Source organism: Sinorhizobium terangae (assembly GCF_029714365.1).
GTDB lineage: Bacteria > Pseudomonadota > Alphaproteobacteria > Rhizobiales > Rhizobiaceae > Sinorhizobium > Sinorhizobium terangae.
Map to the genome: position 1 here is coordinate 3,120,640 of NZ_CP121659.1, position 17,982 is coordinate 3,138,621.

The 17,982-nt window shown below is 63.3% G+C and carries 17 protein-coding genes; 9 read left to right on the forward strand and 8 right to left on the reverse strand.

Annotated features, from left to right (window positions below):
• Positions 1 to 116 precede the first annotated feature (116 nt).
• The 3 genes from modA to modC all read left to right on the forward strand — a co-directional run bounded on the left by modA (position 117) and on the right by modC (position 2,825).
• The gene (gene modA, locus QA637_RS14825) at positions 117 to 917 is read left to right on the forward strand and encodes a molybdate ABC transporter substrate-binding protein (protein ID WP_283062040.1); all 801 of its coding nucleotides are present in this window, start codon (positions 117 to 119) and stop codon (positions 915 to 917) included.
• A 145-nt stretch (positions 918 to 1,062) separates the two neighbouring features.
• Positions 1,063 to 1,755 carry a molybdate ABC transporter permease subunit gene (gene modB / locus QA637_RS14830; protein ID WP_283062042.1) on the forward strand — a complete coding sequence of 231 codons (693 nt, stop codon included), beginning with the start codon at positions 1,063 to 1,065 and terminating at the stop codon, positions 1,753 to 1,755.
• Positions 1,752 to 2,825, forward strand: a complete 1,074-nt coding sequence (modC, locus tag QA637_RS14835) for a molybdenum ABC transporter ATP-binding protein (RefSeq protein ID WP_283062044.1) — start codon at positions 1,752 to 1,754, stop codon at positions 2,823 to 2,825. The genes modB and modC overlap by 4 nt, the downstream gene beginning before the upstream one ends.
• Positions 2,826 to 2,838: 13 nt before the next feature.
• Here modC and QA637_RS14840 read toward each other — a convergent pair whose 3' ends face one another.
• Together QA637_RS14840 and QA637_RS14845 are read right to left on the reverse strand one after the other, a co-directional pair.
• On the reverse strand, positions 2,839 to 3,231 hold the full coding sequence (locus QA637_RS14840; RefSeq protein WP_283062045.1) for a winged helix-turn-helix domain-containing protein: 393 nt from the start codon (positions 3,229 to 3,231) through the stop codon (positions 2,839 to 2,841).
• A gap of 160 nt (positions 3,232 to 3,391) precedes the next feature.
• Positions 3,392 to 4,129 carry an SDR family oxidoreductase gene (locus QA637_RS14845; RefSeq protein ID WP_283062047.1) on the reverse strand — a complete coding sequence of 246 codons (738 nt, stop codon included), beginning with the start codon at positions 4,127 to 4,129 and terminating at the stop codon, positions 3,392 to 3,394.
• Between the two features lie 300 nt (positions 4,130 to 4,429).
• Here QA637_RS14845 and QA637_RS14850 point away from each other — a divergent pair, with 300 nt between their 5' ends.
• The 5 genes from QA637_RS14850 (at position 4,430) to lpdA (ending at position 11,050) form a co-directional block, all read left to right on the forward strand.
• On the forward strand, positions 4,430 to 5,761 hold the full coding sequence (locus QA637_RS14850) for an NAD(P)/FAD-dependent oxidoreductase (RefSeq protein WP_283062049.1): 1,332 nt from the start codon (positions 4,430 to 4,432) through the stop codon (positions 5,759 to 5,761).
• 356 nt (positions 5,762 to 6,117) lie between these two features.
• Entirely contained in the window at positions 6,118 to 7,350 is a 1,233-nt protein-coding gene (locus tag QA637_RS14855; RefSeq protein ID WP_153437007.1) for a 3-methyl-2-oxobutanoate dehydrogenase (2-methylpropanoyl-transferring) subunit alpha, read from the forward strand.
• Position 7,351: 1 nt separating this feature from the next.
• Positions 7,352 to 8,365 carry an alpha-ketoacid dehydrogenase subunit beta gene (locus QA637_RS14860; protein WP_153437008.1) on the forward strand — a complete coding sequence of 338 codons (1,014 nt, stop codon included), beginning with the start codon at positions 7,352 to 7,354 and terminating at the stop codon, positions 8,363 to 8,365.
• Between the two features lie 2 nt (positions 8,366 to 8,367).
• On the forward strand, positions 8,368 to 9,648 hold the full coding sequence (locus QA637_RS14865; RefSeq protein WP_283062051.1) for a dihydrolipoamide acetyltransferase family protein: 1,281 nt from the start codon (positions 8,368 to 8,370) through the stop codon (positions 9,646 to 9,648).
• Positions 9,649 to 9,655: 7 nt separating this feature from the next.
• A complete protein-coding gene (gene lpdA / locus QA637_RS14870; RefSeq protein ID WP_283062052.1) occupies positions 9,656 to 11,050 on the forward strand; it encodes a dihydrolipoyl dehydrogenase in 1,395 nt (464 codons plus the stop codon).
• A 206-nt stretch (positions 11,051 to 11,256) separates the two neighbouring features.
• Here the strand turns inward: lpdA and QA637_RS14875 are convergent, their stop codons facing one another.
• The 5 genes from QA637_RS14875 to hmgA all read right to left on the reverse strand — a co-directional run bounded on the left by QA637_RS14875 (position 11,257) and on the right by hmgA (position 16,879).
• Positions 11,257 to 12,438, reverse strand: a complete 1,182-nt coding sequence (locus tag QA637_RS14875; RefSeq protein WP_283062053.1) for an acetyl-CoA C-acyltransferase — start codon at positions 12,436 to 12,438, stop codon at positions 11,257 to 11,259.
• Between the two features lie 230 nt (positions 12,439 to 12,668).
• Positions 12,669 to 13,553, reverse strand: coding sequence for a formyltetrahydrofolate deformylase (gene purU, locus QA637_RS14880; protein WP_283062055.1), 885 nt, complete (start codon positions 13,551 to 13,553; stop codon positions 12,669 to 12,671).
• 189 nt (positions 13,554 to 13,742) lie between these two features.
• Complete coding sequence (gene maiA, locus QA637_RS14885) at positions 13,743 to 14,384, reverse strand: maleylacetoacetate isomerase (protein WP_283062056.1); 642 nt, start codon at positions 14,382 to 14,384, stop codon at positions 13,743 to 13,745.
• Positions 14,385 to 14,417: 33 nt separating this feature from the next.
• The gene (locus QA637_RS14890; RefSeq protein WP_283062057.1) at positions 14,418 to 15,434 is read right to left on the reverse strand and encodes a fumarylacetoacetate hydrolase family protein; all 1,017 of its coding nucleotides are present in this window, start codon (positions 15,432 to 15,434) and stop codon (positions 14,418 to 14,420) included.
• Between the two features lie 83 nt (positions 15,435 to 15,517).
• Positions 15,518 to 16,879 (reverse strand): homogentisate 1,2-dioxygenase, encoded by a 1,362-nt coding sequence (gene hmgA / locus QA637_RS14895; RefSeq protein WP_283062058.1) that lies wholly within the window; start codon positions 16,877 to 16,879, stop codon positions 15,518 to 15,520.
• A 78-nt stretch (positions 16,880 to 16,957) separates the two neighbouring features.
• Between hmgA and QA637_RS14900 the strand changes: the two genes are divergently transcribed.
• Positions 16,958 to 17,413, forward strand: coding sequence for a MarR family winged helix-turn-helix transcriptional regulator (locus QA637_RS14900; protein ID WP_283062059.1), 456 nt, complete (start codon positions 16,958 to 16,960; stop codon positions 17,411 to 17,413).
• Between the two features lie 5 nt (positions 17,414 to 17,418).
• Here QA637_RS14900 and QA637_RS14905 read toward each other — a convergent pair whose 3' ends face one another.
• A complete protein-coding gene (locus tag QA637_RS14905; RefSeq protein WP_283062061.1) occupies positions 17,419 to 17,898 on the reverse strand; it encodes an Lrp/AsnC family transcriptional regulator in 480 nt (159 codons plus the stop codon).
• Positions 17,899 to 17,982: the final 84 nt, after the last annotated feature.

Here is a 17,982-nt window from a genome sequence, read left to right on the forward strand (position 1 = left end):
GTTCACTGTTTTTGATTATCCTCGCGGGGAAGCATTGTATTTATTCGTATATAGCGCTAACCAAAACAGCGAAGCGTTATATTCTCAAAAATATCACGAACGACTGGAGGCCACGGATGAGGGGACGGAGAGATTGGCTCGCGGGTTTGGGGCTCAATGCCCTGGCGCTGGCGCTGGGCCTCGCTCTGGCGGGTGCGGTTCTCGCTCCGGCACGTGCGGCAGAAAAGGTGACGGTCTTCGCCGCCGCAAGCCTGAAGAACGCGCTCGACGCGATAAATGCCGAATGGCAAAAGGAAACCGGCAAGGGGACCACGGCCTCGTATGCGGCAAGCTCGGCCCTTGCGAAGCAGATCGAACAGGGCGCGCCCGCGGACGTCTTCATTTCGGCCGATCTCGCGTGGATGGACTATCTTGCCGACAAGAAGCTGATCAAAACGGATACCCGCACCAACCTGCTCGGCAACCGCCTCGTCCTCGTTTCCGCAAAGCCCGATTCGACAGTCGTCGATATCAAGCCCGGTTTCGACCTCGCTGCTCTCATCGGCGATGGCCGCCTGGCGATGGGCGCTGTCGATACGGTTCCGGCCGGCAAATATGGCAAGGCGGCACTGGAAAAGCTCGGGATCTGGCCGGCTGTCGAAAGGAAGGTGGCGGGCGCCGAAAGCGTGCGGGCCGCGCTTCTCCTCGTGTCTCGCGGCGAGGCACCCTATGGCATCGTCTACCAGACGGATGCGGCCGCCGATCCGGGCGTCAAGGTGGTCGGCACCTTCCCGGAGGACAGTCATCCGCCGATCATCTATCCGATCGCCATCACCACCGACAGCAGGAGCGCCGACGCTGCCGCCTATATCGACTTCGTCAAGTCGGCCAAGGCCGCAGCGCTTTTCGAAGCGCAGGGCTTCACGGTGCTTAAATAGCTGATGCGACACTCTGCGGGATGCGCAAACGCTCGCGGAAATCATTATCGATTCACGGATAAGGTCGGGCAGGCGTTCAAAGTGCCGCGGGTCGGAAAGGATCGACAGCGCAGAGTGCGGAGGAAATTGGCGTTTGGATTGGTGGATGACATTGAGCGATTCGGAGTGGACGGCGGTCCGGCTGAGCCTGCGCGTCGCGACCGTCGCGATGTTGTGCAGCCTGCCCCCGGCACTGCTCGCCGCCATGGTGCTCGCGCGCGGGCGCTTCTGGGGCAAATCGGTCCTGAACGGCATCGTGCATATGCCGCTCGTCCTGCCGCCGGTGGTCACTGGCTTCGTCCTGCTGCTCCTCTTCGGTCGTCGAGGGCCTATCGGCGCCTTCCTTGCCGAAAATTTCGGCATCGTCTTCTCGTTTCGCTGGACGGGTGCCGCGCTTGCCTGCGCGGTCATGGGCTTTCCTCTGATGGTACGCAGCATCCGACTGTCAATCGAAGCGGTGGATCGCAAGCTCGAGGATGCCGCCGCGACCCTCGGCGCCGGGCCGGCATGGGTGTTCGTGACAGTTACATTGCCGCTGATCCTCCCTGGCATTATTGCCGGCATGATCCTCTCCTTCGCCAAGGCGATGGGCGAGTTCGGAGCGACGATCACCTTCGTCTCCAACATCCCGGGCGAGACGCAGACGCTCTCCTCGGCGATCTACGCCTTCACGCAAGTTCCGGGCGGTGATGCCGGAGCGATGCGCCTCGCCGTCATCTCGGTCATCATCTCGATGGCGGCATTGATGCTGTCGGAGCTTTTCGCTGCAGTCGCGGCAAAACGGTCGGTGGCGGCATGAGTCTCAAGGTCGAAGCCCGCCACCGGATCGGCGATTTTACAATCGACGCCGCATTCACGTCCGACGACAGCGTCACGGCGCTGTTCGGCCGCTCGGGGTCGGGCAAGACCTCGCTTATAAACATCATCGCCGGACTTCTTCGTCCCGATGTCGGCCGGATCGTGCTCGACAGCGATGTGATCGCAGACAGCGGGAAGCGGATATTCACGCCAATCCACCGACGTCGCTTCGGTTATGTATTCCAGGAAGCCCGGCTTTTTCCGCATTTGAGCGTCCGCGGAAACCTGACCTATGGGCGCTGGTTTTCCGGCGCGCCAAAGTCCGCCTCAGAATTCGGGCGGATCGTGGAAATGCTTGGCATCGACCATCTGCTGGATCGTCGTCCCTCGACGCTTTCCGGCGGAGAACGCCAGCGCGTCGCCGTCGGCCGTGCGCTGCTCGCCTCTCCCCGCCTCCTGTTGATGGACGAACCGCTCGCCGCGCTCGACGAGGCGCGAAAGGCGGAGATCCTGCCCTATCTCGAGCGGCTGCGCGATGAAACCAGAATTCCGATCGTCTATGTCAGCCACTCGGTCGCGGAAGTCGCCCGATTGGCCGAACGCGTCATCGTGATCGAGAACGGCCGGGTCCAGGCGTCGGGCGACACGGCCATCATCCTGAGCCAGCCGGCGGCGGTGCATGCGATGGACTGGCGCGAGGCAGGTGCGCTGCTCCAAGGCGTGGTCGAGAGCCATGACAACGCGCACAATCTGACGATCGTCCGGGCGGGCGAATGTCTCGTGCGCGTGCCGCAACTCTTCGTTCCGCCGGGCCACGGCGTTCGCCTGCATATCGCAGCGCGCGATGTGATGCTTGCCACCATGCGCCCTGAAGGCATCAGCGCACTCAACGTGTTCGAGGGAACAGTCATCGATCTGTCGCCCGATGAAAAAGGCAGCATCGACGTTCGCGTGCAGTGTGGTGGTAATGTCATTCTCGCCCGTATCACCGTCCTGTCGCGCGATGCGCTCCAGCTTGCGCCCGGGAAATCAGTGCACGCGATCGTCAAGACGGTGGCGCTCGACCATTAAGCGCGGGCGTGGCTCACTCGTGCCGAGCCGTTTCCTCTGCGGAAACAGCATTGCGGTCGCGGACGGCCTCAAGCCAGTCGAGATCGTCCTTGATTGCGTTGCAAGCCTTTGCTTCCATCGCCCGGAAGCGCTGGATCAGCGTCTCTCCGAAAGGGGTGACGGCGGCACCGCCGCCCTGCTTGCCGCCGCGCTGCGATTTCACCGAAGGCTCCTTGAACATCCGGTTCAAGGCATCGACGAGCAGCCAGGCGCGCCGGTAGGACATGTCCATGGCGCGCCCGGCGGCGGAAATCGAACCGGTCTCGCGGATGAGTTCCAGGAGCATGATCTTGCCGCGCCCCAGGCGGTCGTCGGGCGGAAAATCGATACGCAGGACCGGGTGGAGTTTGTAGTCTTCGTCACGCATGCCGCGAGCATAGAGTCTCGGCCCACGTTCTGGAAGTCCAGCCGCACGGTACGTTCTAATGCATGTCGCCCAAGAGTGTGCAGCGGTTTTGCGACGACGACATGCATAAAAAGCAATGACCAAAAGCGCGTCGGATGAGTCCGATTGAACGCGACGCGCTTTAGAGGCTCATGCCGCCGTCGATCACATGCACCTGGCCGGTGGTATAGGCGGAGATATCGCTGCCGAGATAGACGGCGAGCGCCGCGATCTCCTCAGGGGTTCCGAGCCGGCCCATCGGCTGGCGGGCAATAAAGGCGGCGCGCGCCTGCTCGTAATTGCCCTGCGCCCTCATCCGCTCCTCGAGCGACGGGGATTGAACTGTGCCCGGCGCGATGGCGTTGCAGCGGATGCCTTTGCCGATGAAATCGGTCGCCACAGATTTGGTGAGCCCCACGACCGCCGCCTTGCTCGCCGAATAGACGAAGCGGTTCGGGACACCCATCGGCACGCCCGCCACGGAGGACATGTTGATGATCGAGCCGCCGCCTTTTTCGATCATGCCGGGCAGAAAGGCGCGGATCATCCGGAACATCGATTTCACATTCAGGTCGAAGGCAAAGTCGTAGTCTTTCTCGCTTGCCTCGAGGATCGTGCCGGCATGGACGAAACCGGCGCAGTTGAAGAGAACGTCGATGGTGCCGGTACGCGCTGCAAAGCCTGCGATCGCCTCTTCGCTGAGCACGTCGAGCTTCGCCACCTCGATCCCTAAGGTCGCGAGTTCGGCGAGCTTTTCCTCATTGATGTCGGTCGCCACGACCGAGGCGCCCTCACGGCTGAAAGCCTCGGCCGCCGCGCGGCCGATGCCCTGCGCCGCCGCCGTAATCACCGCTCGCTTGCCCGCCAGAAGTCCGCCCATGTTTCCCTCCTCATCCGTGCTTGCACTCGCCGGCGCTCCGGCCTATCTGATGCCCGCCAAGAGACATCGGAGCGCGCCGATCTGTCAAGCGAGCAATCGTATTTTTATCGAAAAAAGACAGAACAGCCGCGTGTTAGTCCGGTGGATGTCAGTCTGTTGGGCGAGTGCCCCAGGTGCTCTGCGTTCCTGTGGCAATTGCGCATCGTAGCCAGCTAATTGGTCGCACGATCTTGATCGGGAGCGAGGAAGGGTGCAGCGATTGCTGGACAATCACCATACCACTTAATCCAAGAGCCACTTATGCCCGGTCCCGTTCTCGACCCTGTCGCCACCGACAATTCGCTGCCTCCGAAAGCCGAGGTCGTCATTGTCGGTGGTGGTATTATCGGCGTTAGCACCGCGCTTTTCCTCGCCGAACGCGGCGTTCAAGTCGTGCTCTGCGAGAAAGGCGCCCTCGGCGGCGAGCAATCGAGCCGCAACTGGGGTTGGGTGCGCGTCATGGGCCGCGACCGCCGCGAGATCCCGCTTGCCATGGCGGCACTGAAGATCTGGGATACGCTCGATGCGCGCGTCGGCGGCAAAACCGGATTTCGCCGCAGCGGGATCTTGTATGTTTCGGAAAACGAACGGGATATCGCCAATCGGGACGCCTGGCTGGCGCATGCCAGGCATCACGGGGTCGACAGCCGCCAGATCGGCCCGGATGAAACGCAGTCCAGGATGGCCGGAGCAACCACCCGCTACAAAGGCGCGCTCTTTACCCCGAGCGACGGCCGGGCCGAGCCGCAGAAGGCGGTGCCGGCAATCGCCGCAGGCGCGAGGCGCGCCGGGGCGCATATCGTAACAAGCTGCGCCGTGCGCGGGGTCGAGAGAAGCGGCGGCCGGATCAGCGCCGTCATCACGGAAAAGGGCCGCATCGAAACCGCGACGGTCGTTCTTGCCGGCGGTGCCTGGTCTCGGCTCTTTTGCAAGGGGCTCGGAATCCGGCTACCGCAACTGAAGGTGCGCAACACCGTGCTCAGAACGGCGCCGGTCGACGGCGGACCCGAGGGCGCTGGCGCGACAGCGACCTATGCCTACCGCAAGCGGCTCGACGGCGGCTATACCATCGCCGACGGCGGCGCCAACCTGCATCCAATCGTTCCGGACAGTTTCGCGTTCTTTCGAGAATTTCAGCCTGCGCGAAAGGCCGAGGGCGAGGCCGTTCAGGTTGGCTTGAGCGCGCAGAGCTGGCGCGAGCTCTTCGAGATCACATCCGTGCCGCTCGACCGCCCGGGCGCCTTCGAACGCCACCGGATCCTCGACCCCCGGCCCGACCCGCGCTCTGCATTAAGCGCGTTCGAGCAAGCAAGAAAGGTCTTCCCGGCACTCCGACAGACCGCGCCGCTGCAGATCTGGGCCGGGCTCATCGATGTCACGCCCGATGCCGTGCCGGTCATTTCCGCTGCCGAAAGCGCCCCTGGACTGACGATCGCAACCGGGTTTTCCGGCTATGGCTTCGGGCTCGGCCCCGGCGCCGGTCACCTCGTCGCCGATCTCGTCACGGGAGATCAGCCCATCGTCGATCCTTCGCATTTCCGGCTCTCGCGTTTTTCCGACGGCACGCCGCTCGAGATCGCGCCGCCGGTCTGAAGGCGCGCTTTCGAGGCCGATCACTGAGCCGGCTGCGAAAGAAAATTTCTCGCAACCGTGACTGCTGCCTGTTTCCGGTCGCGCATCCGGGACGCAATGGCAGTATTCTGTCTTTCTTCAAACGGCGGCCGGCAGAGACCGCGAAAACCCTTCATCTCCCCCTGAACTCGTGGCAGTCTGTCAGCATGTATCCCCTTGGGAGAACGGGGATTGAGACGGCAATTGGCAGCGTTGGGCGGAGGAGTATGCTATGACGCGAGATCGTTGCCGTCCCATGCCATGAGACCGGCAACGCCGTTCCCCCGAAGCATTGATTTGCGTGCGATGCGCAATCCGGAAGGGAGGCCGGAATCCGCATGGATGAATTCAGCCGCTTGAGTTTGCATGTCCCCGAACCGGCCGTCCGGCCGGGCGGCCAGCCCGATTTCTCCAACGTCAAGATACCCAAGGCCGGCTCCGTGCCTCGCCCCGAAGTGGACGTCGCGCCGGAAGAGATCAGGGACCTCGCCTTTTCGATCATCCGCGTGCTCAACCGCGATGGCGAAGCCGTCGGGCCCTGGGCAGGCCTTCTGTCCGATGAGGAACTGCTGACCGGCCTCAGGCATATGATGACGCTGCGCGCCTTCGACGCGCGCATGCTGATGGCGCAGCGCCAGGGCAAGACGTCCTTCTATATGCAGCATCTTGGCGAGGAGGCCGTAAGCTGCGCCTTCCGCAGAGCCCTTCGCAAGGGCGACATGAATTTCCCGACCTATCGACAGGCCGGTCTTCTCATCGCCGACGATTACCCCATGGTCGAGATGATGAACCAGATCTTCTCGAACGAGAGCGATCCGTGCCACGGGCGCCAGCTACCGGTGATGTACACCTCCAAGGAGCATGGCTTCTTCACGATTTCCGGCAATCTCGCCACCCAATATGTCCAGGCGGTCGGCTGGGCCATGGCCTCGGCGATCAAGAACGACACGCGCATCGCCGCTGGCTGGATCGGTGATGGCTCGACCGCGGAGTCGGACTTCCATTCCGCGCTCGTCTTCGCATCCACTTACCGGGCGCCTGTCATCCTCAATATCGTCAACAATCAGTGGGCGATTTCGACCTTCCAGGGCATCGCCCGCGGCGGCTCGGGCACCTTTGCGGCGCGGGGCTTGGGCTTCGGCATTCCGGCGTTGCGCGTCGACGGCAACGACTATCTCGCCGTCTACGCGGTTGCGCGCTGGGCGGCGGAGCGGGCGCGACGCAATCTCGGGCCAACGCTGATCGAATACGTGACCTACCGTGTCGGCGCGCACTCCACGTCCGACGACCCGAGCGCCTATCGCCCGAAGACGGAATCGGAAGCCTGGCCGCTCGGCGATCCGGTGCTGAGATTGAAGAAGCACCTGATCGTCCGAGGCGCGTGGTCGGAAGAGCGTCACGCCCAGGCGGAAGCCGAAATCATGGACGAGGTGATCCAGGCACAGAAGCAGGCGGAAAGCCACGGTACGCTGCATGCCGGCGGCAAGCCGTCCGTACGCGATATCTTCGAGGGGGTTTACGCCGAGATGCCGCCGCACATCCGCCGCCAGCGGCAAAAGGCAGGGTATTGACATGGCCAGAATGACAATGATCGAAGCGGTGCGCAGCGCCATGGACGTCTCAATGGCGCGCGACGAGAACGTCGTCGTCTTCGGTGAGGACGTCGGCTATTTCGGCGGCGTTTTCCGCTGCACCCAAGGGCTTCAGGCAAAGTACGGCAAGACCCGCTGCTTCGACGCGCCGATCAGCGAATCCGGCATCGTCGGTACCGCGATCGGCATGGCCGCCTACGGGCTGAAACCCTGCGTCGAAATCCAGTTTGCCGACTACATGTATCCGGCCTACGACCAAATTACCCAAGAGGCGGCACGCATTCGTTACCGCTCGAACGGTGACTTCACCTGCCCGATCGTCCTGCGCATGCCGACCGGCGGCGGCATCTTCGGCGGCCAGACCCACAGCCAGAGCCCGGAAGCGCTTTTCACCCATGTCTGCGGCCTGAAGGTCATCGTTCCGTCGAACCCCTACGACGCCAAGGGGTTGCTGATTTCGGCGATCGAGGATCCCGATCCGGTGATGTTCCTGGAGCCGAAGCGGCTCTACAACGGCCCTTTCGACGGCCACCACGAACGTGCGGTGACGCCCTGGTCGAAACATGAGCTCGGCGACGTTCCGGAGGGACACTATACGATCCCGATCGGCAAGGCCGAAATCCGACGCAAGGGTTCGGCCGTGACGGTGGTCGCCTATGGCACCATGGTGCATGTCGCGCTCGCCGCCGCCGAAGAAACCGGGATAGACGCGGAAGTGATCGACCTTCGCAGCCTGCTGCCGCTCGACCTCGATACGATCGTGCAGTCCGTCACCAAGACAGGACGCTGCGTCGTCGTGCACGAGGCGACGCTGACATCCGGCTTTGGCGCTGAGCTCGTGTCTCTCGTGCAGGAGCATTGCTTCTATCATCTGGAAGCCCCTGTCATACGGGTCACCGGTTGGGACACACCCTACCCGCACGCTCAGGAATGGGACTATTTCCCCGGCCCCGCGCGCGTCGGCCGCGCGCTCACCGAAGTGATGGAGGCCTGACGATGGGCGAGTTTATCCTGAAGATGCCCGATGTCGGCGAAGGTGTGGCCGAGGCCGAGCTTGTCGAATGGCACGTGAAGCCCGGCGATCCCGTGCGCGAGGACATGGTGCTCGCCGCGGTCATGACCGACAAGGCGACCGTCGAGATCCCCTCGCCGGTCACCGGCAAGGTTTTGTGGCTGGGCGCTGAAATCGGCGACACGGTCGCGGTCAAGGCGCCGCTCGTCAGGATCGAGACCGCTGGCGAAAACGGCGGACCACAACCGGATAGCGTTCCGGAGGCGCTTGCCGAAGCCGTTCTCGACGAACCGGTCGCCGTCTCTGCCCCGCCCCCGGAAAAGGCACCGCCAAAGCCCGAAAAGACCGAGCCAAGGCCGGCACCGGCGCCGCGCGAGGCGCTGGACTTTTCCAGGAAACCGCTCGCCTCGCCGGCCGTCCGGCTCCGCGCGAAGGACAGCGGTGTCGACCTTCGGCAGGTAACCGGCACCGGTCCTGCCGGGCGGGTCACCCATGACGATCTCGATCTCTTTTTGAGCCGCGGCGCCCAGCCCGCGCCGGCGATCACCGGTCTCGTCCGCAAGACGGCGGTGGAGGAAATCAAGGTCACCGGCCTCAGGCGCCGCATCGCCGAGAAGATGACGCTGTCCACCTCGCGCATTCCCCACATCACCTATGTGGAGGAAATGGACATGACGGCGCTTGAAGACCTGCGCGCGACGATGAACCGCGACCGCAAGCCCGATCAGCCAAAGCTGACGGTCCTGCCCTTCCTGATGCGGGCTCTGGTCAAGACCATCGCCGAGCAGCCGGGCGTCAACGCCACCTTCGACGATGGCGCCGGCGTCATTCATCGGCATGCCGCCGTTCACATCGGTATCGCCACCCAGACCCCTGCCGGCCTTACCGTCCCGGTCGTGCGCCATGCCGAGGCGCGCGGAATCTGGGACTGCGCTGCGGAGCTGAACAGGCTGGCGGATGCCGCCCGCACAGGCACCGCGACCCGCGACGAGCTGACCGGCTCGACGATTACCATCTCTTCCCTCGGCGCCCTTGGCGGCATCGCCTCAACGCCGGTCATCAACCATCCGGAGGTGGCGATTGTCGGGGTCAACAAGATCGCCATCCGTCCTGTCTGGGACGGGACGCAATTCGTTCCGCGCAAGATCATGAATCTTTCGTCGAGCTTCGACCACCGCGTCATCGACGGCTGGGATGCCGCGACCTTCGTCCAGCGGCTGAAGACGCTGCTCGAGACGCCGGCGCTGATTTTCGTGGAAGGATGATGCGATCATGAAGGAAATCTCCTGCAAGCTCCTGGTGCTTGGTGCCGGTCCCGGCGGCTATGTCTGCGCCATCCGCGCCGGCCAACTCGGCGTCGACACCGTGATCGTCGAAAAGGCAAAGGCCGGCGGCACCTGCCTCAATGTCGGCTGCATCCCCTCGAAGGCGCTGATCCACGCCGCGGAGGAATTTCACAAACTCCGCGCAGCAGAGTCCGGCAAGAGCCCGCTCGGACTTTCGCTGAGCGCGCCGGCGATCGACCTCGCGCGCACCGTCGCCTGGAAGGACGGCATTGTCGGACGGTTGAACGGCGGCGTCACGGGCCTGTTGAAGAAGGCGGGCGTCAAGGCGGTTGTCGGCGAGGCACGCTTCGTCGACGGCAAGACCGTGGACGTCGAGACCGAGACCGGCCTGCAGCGCATTCGCGCCGAGGCGGTCGTCATCGCCACGGGCTCGGCGCCGGTCGAACTGCCCGACTTGCCCTTCGGCGAGAAGGTTATCTCCTCGACCGGTGCGCTGGCGCTGAAAACGGTTCCCGATACGTTGGCGGTCATCGGCGGCGGCTATATCGGCCTCGAACTCGGCATCGCTTTCGCCAAGCTCGGCTCGAAGGTCACCGTGCTCGAAGCCATGGAGCGTGTCCTGCCGCAATACGACGCGGATCTTTCGAAGCCGGTGATGAAGCGCCTCGGCGAACTCGGCATCGATGTTTTCACGCGCACTGCCGCCAAACGGCTCTCAGCCGATGGCCGCGGGCTGCTCGCGGAAGAAAACGGCCGGCCTTTCGAGGTGCCTGCCGAAAAGGTGCTCGTGACCGTCGGCCGCAGGCCCGTCACGGAAGGATGGGGCATCGAGGAGATCGATCTCGATCTCGCCGGGAGGTTCATCCGCATCGACGATCAGTGCCGCACCTCGATGCGCGGCATCTACGCGATCGGCGACGTCACCGGTGAGCCGATGCTCGCCCATCGCGCCATGGCGCAGGGCGAGATGGTGGCCGAGATCGTTGCCGGACATAAGCGGAGTTGGGACAAGCATTGCATCCCGGCCGTCTGCTTCACCGATCCGGAGATCGTCAGTGCCGGCCTTTCACCGGACGAGGCGCGCGCGACCGGCGTCGAGATCAAGATCGGCCAGTTTCCCTTCCAGGCGAACGGCCGCGCCATGGCGACGCTTTCCGAGGACGGGTTCGTCCGCGTCGTCGCACGCGCCGACAACCACCTCGTCCTCGGCATCCACGCGGTCGGCCACGGCGTCTCGGAACTCTCGGCGACCTTCGCGCTGGCGATCGAGATGGGCGCGCGCCTTGAGGACATCGCCGGCACCATCCACGCGCATCCGACGCAATCGGAGGCGTTCCAGGAAGCAGCCTTCAAGGGATTGGGGCACGCGCTGCATATTTGAGAGGCGCCTCCTATCATTACGCGTTGGCGCGCCTGAAAAAGACCCCTCCCCAACCCTCCAAGGGGAAGGGGCTTACGATGCCGCGTCCGCTCACTCCATTTTGACGATTCGTTCGCTCGATATTTCCAGGTGTCCATAGTCGGTTGCAGCGGGCTCCAAGCCCCTCCCCCTTGTGGGGAAGGGTTGGGGAAGAGTCTTTTTCCGCGCTACTGCAGCAGTTCCAGCCCGACCGCCGTCGCCTCGCCTCCGCCGATGCAGAGCGAGGCGATGCCGCGTTTGACGCCGTTGGCGCGCATCGCATGAAGCAGGGTTACGACGATACGGGCGCCAGAGGCGCCGATCGGGTGGCCGAGTGCACAGGCGCCGCCGTGGATGTTGACGATGTCGTCGGAGAGGCCGAGATCGCGGATCGCCGCCATGGCGACGACGGCGAAGGCCTCGTTGATCTCGTAGAGACCGACACTCGCTTTCTCCCAGTTGAGCTTGTCGATGAGCTTCTCGATGGCGCCGATCGGTGCGGTCGTGAACCAGGCCGGCTCCTGGGCGTGGCCGGCATGGCCGGCAACGATCGCCAGCGGTGTCAGTCCTCGCCTTTCCGCTTCGCTCGCGCGCATCAGGATCAGGGCGGCGGCGCCGTCGGAGATGGAGGAGGAATTGGCAGCCGTGACGCTGCCGCCGTCGCGGAAGGCGGGTTTCAGCTTCGGTATCTTCGCCGGATCGGCCTTCGTCGGCCCCTCATCCCGGTCGAGATTGGCACTGCCGCGTTTGCCGCCATCGACGACTGCCACAAGTTCGCCGGCAAAGGACTTCTCTTGCGCCGCCTTCAGCGCCCTTTCGAGAGAACGAAGGGCGAAGCCGTCCTGATCGGCCCGGGAGAATTGGTAATGCTGCGCCGTATCCTCGGCATAGGTGCCCATCAACCGACCGGAATAGGCGTCCTCCAGCCCGTCGAGGAACATGTGGTCCTTGACCTCGCCGTGACCCAGTCGGAAGCCACCACGGGCCTTGGGCAGCAGATAGGGGGCGTTGGTCATCGACTCCATGCCGCCGGCGGCGATCACCGACGCACTGCCGGAGAGAAGCGCATCGTGACCGAGCATCAGCGCCTTCATGCCGGAACCGCAGACCTTTGAGACCGTGGTCGAGGGCGTTTCCTTTCCGAGGCCGGCGCCAATGGCCGCCTGGCGAGCGGGGTTCTGGCCGATGCCGGCCGGCAAGACATTGCCCATCAGGACTTCGTCGACCGCATCGAGAGCGGCACGCTCGAGCGCCGCCTTCAAGGCGATGGCGCCGAGTTCCGGTGCCGTCAGGTCCTTCAATCCTCCCTGAAACGCACCCATCGGCGTACGCGCCGCCGACACGATAACAACTGGATCGCGATTGCTCATCTTCGTCCTCCCGAATGGAGAGCGCCGTTTCTGGCCCTCGTCCCGCTGCCGCGACCTTCTCCCCGCTCGCGGGGAGAAGGGGCATGCCGCGCCGCTCCCCCTCCCGCCTGCGGGAAGAGAGCTAGGGTGAGGGGCAAGCGCCCTCAGCCCCAGGCGTGCGCGTCAGCGTAATCTGAGAGCGACTATAGCCGCGGAAAACGGCGAAGCAACAGCGGTAGTCGCCGGCTGCGTCAACCCATCCGCTCCGACGCATAGCTCCCCGGGCTCGGCGGGAAGACGACGACCCGGTTGCCGTTGATGAAGCAGCGGTGGTGGATGTGGGCGTGGACGGCGCGGGCGAGCACTTGGCTTTCGACGTCGCGGCCGATCGAGACATAGTCCTCGGCCGACTGCGCGTGGGTGATGCGGGCAATGTCCTGCTCGATGATCGGGCCCTCGTCGAGATCGGCGGTGACGTAATGCGCCGTCGCGCCGATCAGCTTGACGCCGCGCTCATAGGCCTGCTTGTAGGGATTGGCGCCCTTGAACGACGGCAAGAAGGAATGGTGGATGTTGATGATCTTCCCCGACATCTTCTTGCAGAGCGCGTCGGACAAGACCTGCATGTAGCGGGCCAGCACGATCAATTCGGCCCCGGTCTGCTCGACGAGTTCCATCAGCTGGGCTTCGGCTTTCGGCTTGTTTTCCTTCGTCACCTTGATGCAGTGGAAGGGAATGTCGTGGTTGACGACCACCTTCTGGTAGTCGAAGTGGTTGGAGACGACGCCGACGATGTCGATCGGCAGTGCGCCGATCTTCCAGCGGTAGAGCAGGTCGTTGAGGCAATGGCCGAAACGCGACACCATCAACAGCACCTTCATGCGCTCTTCCGAATCGCGGATTTCCATCGTCATCTTGAAGCGCTCTATAACCGGTGCAAAGCCTTCGCGCAGTTCCTCCAGCTTCGCGCCATCCTGGCTGATGAAAGTGAGTCGCATGAAGAACAGACCCGTTTCGAGATCGTCGAACTGCGAGCTGTCGCTGATGTAACAGCCTTTTTCCGCGAGAAAACCGGTGACGGCAGCGACGATGCCGCGGGTGGATTTGCAGGTGACGGTCAGCACATAGCTTTTCATCGATGGGTCTTTCGCTCTAGAGGTGTTTCCGGCGCGCCCTTAGACGGGCAGTGACGCGAAAACTAGCGTGACGATTTCAGGCTCGCCAATCCAATCGCGACATCGGCTGGACGGAACAGGCCACGGCGAGCCATGCCGGAAAGCTCTGCTTGCGAGAGGTGGGGCTCGTAGGCCAGAGCGCGGGATGACCTAGGACTTCACCCGATCGGGATGTGCGCTCGCGAAAGCCTCGATCTCGGCGCAGTGCGCGTCGATGGCGACGATCCTTGGGCAAGCGGAAAGATCGACGCCCCAGCGCCGCGCGTTGTAGACCTGGGGTACAAGGCAAAAATCCGCCATGGTCGGCCGATTGCCGTGGCAGAACTCGCCGGTAGACGGGTGGTCGAGCATGCGCTCGAAGGCAGCAAGGCCCTCGCCGATGAACTTGTGCATCCAGGCGCGTCGCGCTGCTTCGCCATCCTCGGCACTGGCCATCACGTAACCGATCACCCCGAGATTGCAGACGGGATGGATATCCATGGCGATGGCATAGGACAGCGCACGCACCCGCTGTCGGCCGATCGCGTCAGCAGGCAGGAAGCCGCTGCCTTCCCTCGTCTCCGCCAGATACTCGATGATCGCGAGTGACTGAGTAAAACGTTCGCCGTCGATATCGAGCACCGGCACCAGGCCCTGCGGATTGCGTGCCAGATGGTCCGGCCCGCGATGGGCCTTGGCGATGAGATCGACCGGAACGGAGGCGTAGGGCTCGCCGAGCTGATTGAGCGCGATCCTCAGGCGATAGCTCGCCGACGAGCGCCAGTAGTCGTAAAGAATGGTTTCCTCCGCCACCTTTGCCTCCGATCCGATCAGTTTCGCGCGCTGTCAGACGCGATCGTATTTCTCGACCGTCTGTTCGATGGCGCCGAAGATCGAATGGCCAGCGGCATCCTTCATTTCGATCCGGACCACGTCGCCGAACTTGAGGAAGTTCGTTTTTGGCGCACCGCTGTCGATCGTCTCGATCATGCGGATCTCGGCGATGCAGGAGTAGCCGGCCCCGCCTTCCGCCACCGGCTTACCCGGCCCGCCATCGAGCTTGTTGGAAACAGTGCCGGAACCGATGATCGTGCCGGCCGAAAGTGGCCGGGTGCAGGCCGCATGCGCGATCAATTGCGGGAAGTCGAAGGTCATGTCGACGCCGGCATTGGCACGACCGAAGGGCTTGCCGTTGAGGTCGACACGAAGCGGCAGGTGCAGCTTGCCCCCATCCCAGGCATCGCCCAGTTCGTCCGGCGTTACCGCGACTGGCGAGAAGGCGGACGACGGTTTCGACTGGTAGAAGCCGAAGCCTTTGGCGAGTTCGGCAGGGATGAGGCCGCGCAGCGAAACGTCGTTGACAAGCATGACCAGGCGGATCGCCCGCCGGGCTTCTTCGAGGCCCGCCCCCATCGGGACGTCATCGACGACGACGGCGACTTCCCCTTCCATGTCGATGCCCCACGCTTCGTCCGCCATCGTGATCGGATCGCGCGGTCCGAGAAAGCTGTCGGAGCCGCCCTGATAGATCAGCGGATCGGTCCAGAAGCTCGCCGGCATCTCGGCATTGCGCGCCTTCCTGACAAGCTCGACATGATTGACATAGGCCGAACCGTCGGCCCACTGATACGCCCGCGGCAAGGGCGAGGTCGCATCATGCTCGTGAAAGCGCATGGTCGGCTGGGACCCAGTCTCGATGCCTTCCGCGACGCGTGCAAGCCGTGGCCCGGCATGCGCCCAATCGTCGAGTGCCGCCTGCAGCGTGCGGGCGATATGGCCGACCTCGGAGCAACGGGTCAGGTCTTTCGAGACCACGACGAGCTTGCCGTCGCGGGTGGAGTCTTTCAGCGTCGCGAGTTTCATGGACTGGTGTTTCCCGATGTGTTCTGTTGACCCGCGCCGGACGGCGCAGATCAGTGCACCATGTCACGGTTCTTCGCCGGATGTCACTTGATTCCGGGCGTGCCGTCGAATTTCCGTTCGAGGCCGGACCAGCAGTCGATGTAATCGTGCTGCAGGGTGTCGAGCTCCGCGGCGAACTTGGTCAATTGCTGCGGGAATCGGGTCTCGAACATGAAGGCCATGGTGTTGTCGAGCTTCACCGGCTTCAGCTCTCCATTCGATGCCTTCTCGAAGCCGGTGAAGTCCGGCCCGTGCGGCAGCATCATGTTGTGCAGGCTCATGCCGCCCGGCACGAAGCCTTCCTCCTTCGCGTCGTAGCGCCCATAGATCAGCCCCATGAACTCGCTCATGATGTTGCGGTGATACCAGGGCGGGCGGAAGGTGTGTTCGGCGACCAGCCAGCGCGGCGGGAAGATGACGAAATCGACATTGGCCGTGCCCTCCTCGCCCGATGGCGCCGTCAGCACGGTGAAGATCGACGGATCCGGGTGGTCGAACAGGATTGCGCCGACCGGTGAGAAGGTCTTGAGGTCGTATTTATAGGGCGCGTAGTTGCCGTGCCAGGCGACGACGTCGAGCGGCGAATGGTCGATCTCGGTGACATGGAAGGAGCCACACCATTTCACATGGACGCGGCAGGGCATTTCCTTGTCTTCGTAGGCGGCGACCGGCGTCTTGAAATCGCGCGGATTGGCAAGGCAGTTGGCGCCGATCGGCCCGCGATCCGGCAGCGTGAACTTCGCGCCGTAGTTTTCGCAAATGTAGCCGCGCCAGAGCTTTTCATCGCTCAGCCGAGTGACCTTGAACATCGTCCCGCGCGGTACGATGCAGATTTCCGCCGGTTCAACGTCCATCTTGCCGAGTTCGGTGAAGACGCGGATGGCGCCGGTTTCTGGCACGATCAGCAACTCGCCGTCGGCATTGAAGAAATAGTCGTCGACCATATCAGCATTGAAGGCGTAGCTATGCGCCGCCATCCCCGCCTGCGTCAGGACATCGCCGGCGGTGGTCATGGTCCGGATACCTTCGAGGAAGTTCAGTTTTTCCGAAGGCATCGGCAACGGGCTCCAGCGCAGCTGCCCGAGCGCCAGCGAATGCTCGGCAATATGCGGCGCCGTCTTCCAATGCGGATAGTCGATCTTCTTGAAGCGTCCGGTATGCCGGACGCTCGGACGAATGCGGTAGAGCCAGGAGCGCTCATTGGTGCCCCGCGGCGCGGTGAACGGAGAACCGGAAAGCTGCTCTGCGTACAGCCCATATTCGCATTTCTGCGGGCTGTTCTGGCCTTGAGGCAGGGCGCCCGGCAAGCTTTCGGTCTCGAAATCGTTGCCAAATCCGGGCATGTAGGAGAGCGCCCGTTCCGCAGCCGTGCCGGCTTCGCGTTGCTTTTCCGCCTTTTCCAACATGGCTTGCACCTCCTCTTATCGTCGCTATATTGGTTACAATCGTAACTATTGATTTTGTAACTATCAAGGAAGGAAGCGATGGCGCGGGATGAGTTCGAACTGGAGAGCTTTCTGCCGTATCGGCTCAACCGGGCGGCGGAATTCATCGCCCTGCGCTTTGCCGCGCAGTACAAGGCGCGCTATCAGCTTTCCCGTCCCGAATGGCGAACGCTCGCCGCACTCGGGAGTTCCGGCCGCAGCATGACGGCGACCGAGATCGGCGCGCATTCCACCATGCACAAGACGAAGGTGAGCCGTGCCGTGTTCAGCCTCGAGCAGCGCCGCTGGCTGAAGCGCGAGGAGGACGGTCGCGACCGCCGGTTCGAGCATCTGGCGCTGACGCCGGCAGGTGAGCAGGCCTACAAGGAACTGATCAAGCTCGCCAGCCGCTATCAGGCCGAACTGCTTTCGATGCTCGGAACGGAAGACATGAAGGCGCTTTCCGCGGGCTTGCGTGCAGTCGAACGAGCGATGAGGAAATCGGTTGCGCCATAAGACGGCTAACCCTTCACCCGCTCCGGTATCGGCAGCCCTTCGAAACTCTTCAGCGTTTCGAGCACGATCGACGTCTTTACGTGCTGGACGCTGTCGTGCGGCAGCAGCACGTCGTTGACGAAACCCGAAAGCCCGGCGAGGTCCGCTGTCACGACGCGCAAGTGATAGTCCATCTCCCCCGTCAGCGCGTAGGCCTCCAGCACTTCGGGCAAACCGGACACCAGCTTGCCGAAACGCTTGGCATTGTCGCGATTGTGCGTGGCGAGCGTCACCGAGATCACCACCATCAGATCGAGCCCCAGCTTTTGCCGGTCGATCTGCGCCTGATAGCCGGTGATATAGCCTTCCGCCTCCAATCGGGATCGCCGCCGCGAGCATTGGGACGGCGAAAGCGCGATGCGCTCGGACAATTCGTTATTGGTCAGATGCCCATCCCGCTGCAGTTCGCTGAGGATCTTGAGGTCGAACCCGTCAAGCTGCTCCATTCATGCGCCCTCGCCTAATCCGCCGCACAATTCATGCGTAGAATCGCCAAAAACACGCAAGAATACAAGCATCATGCATCGGAT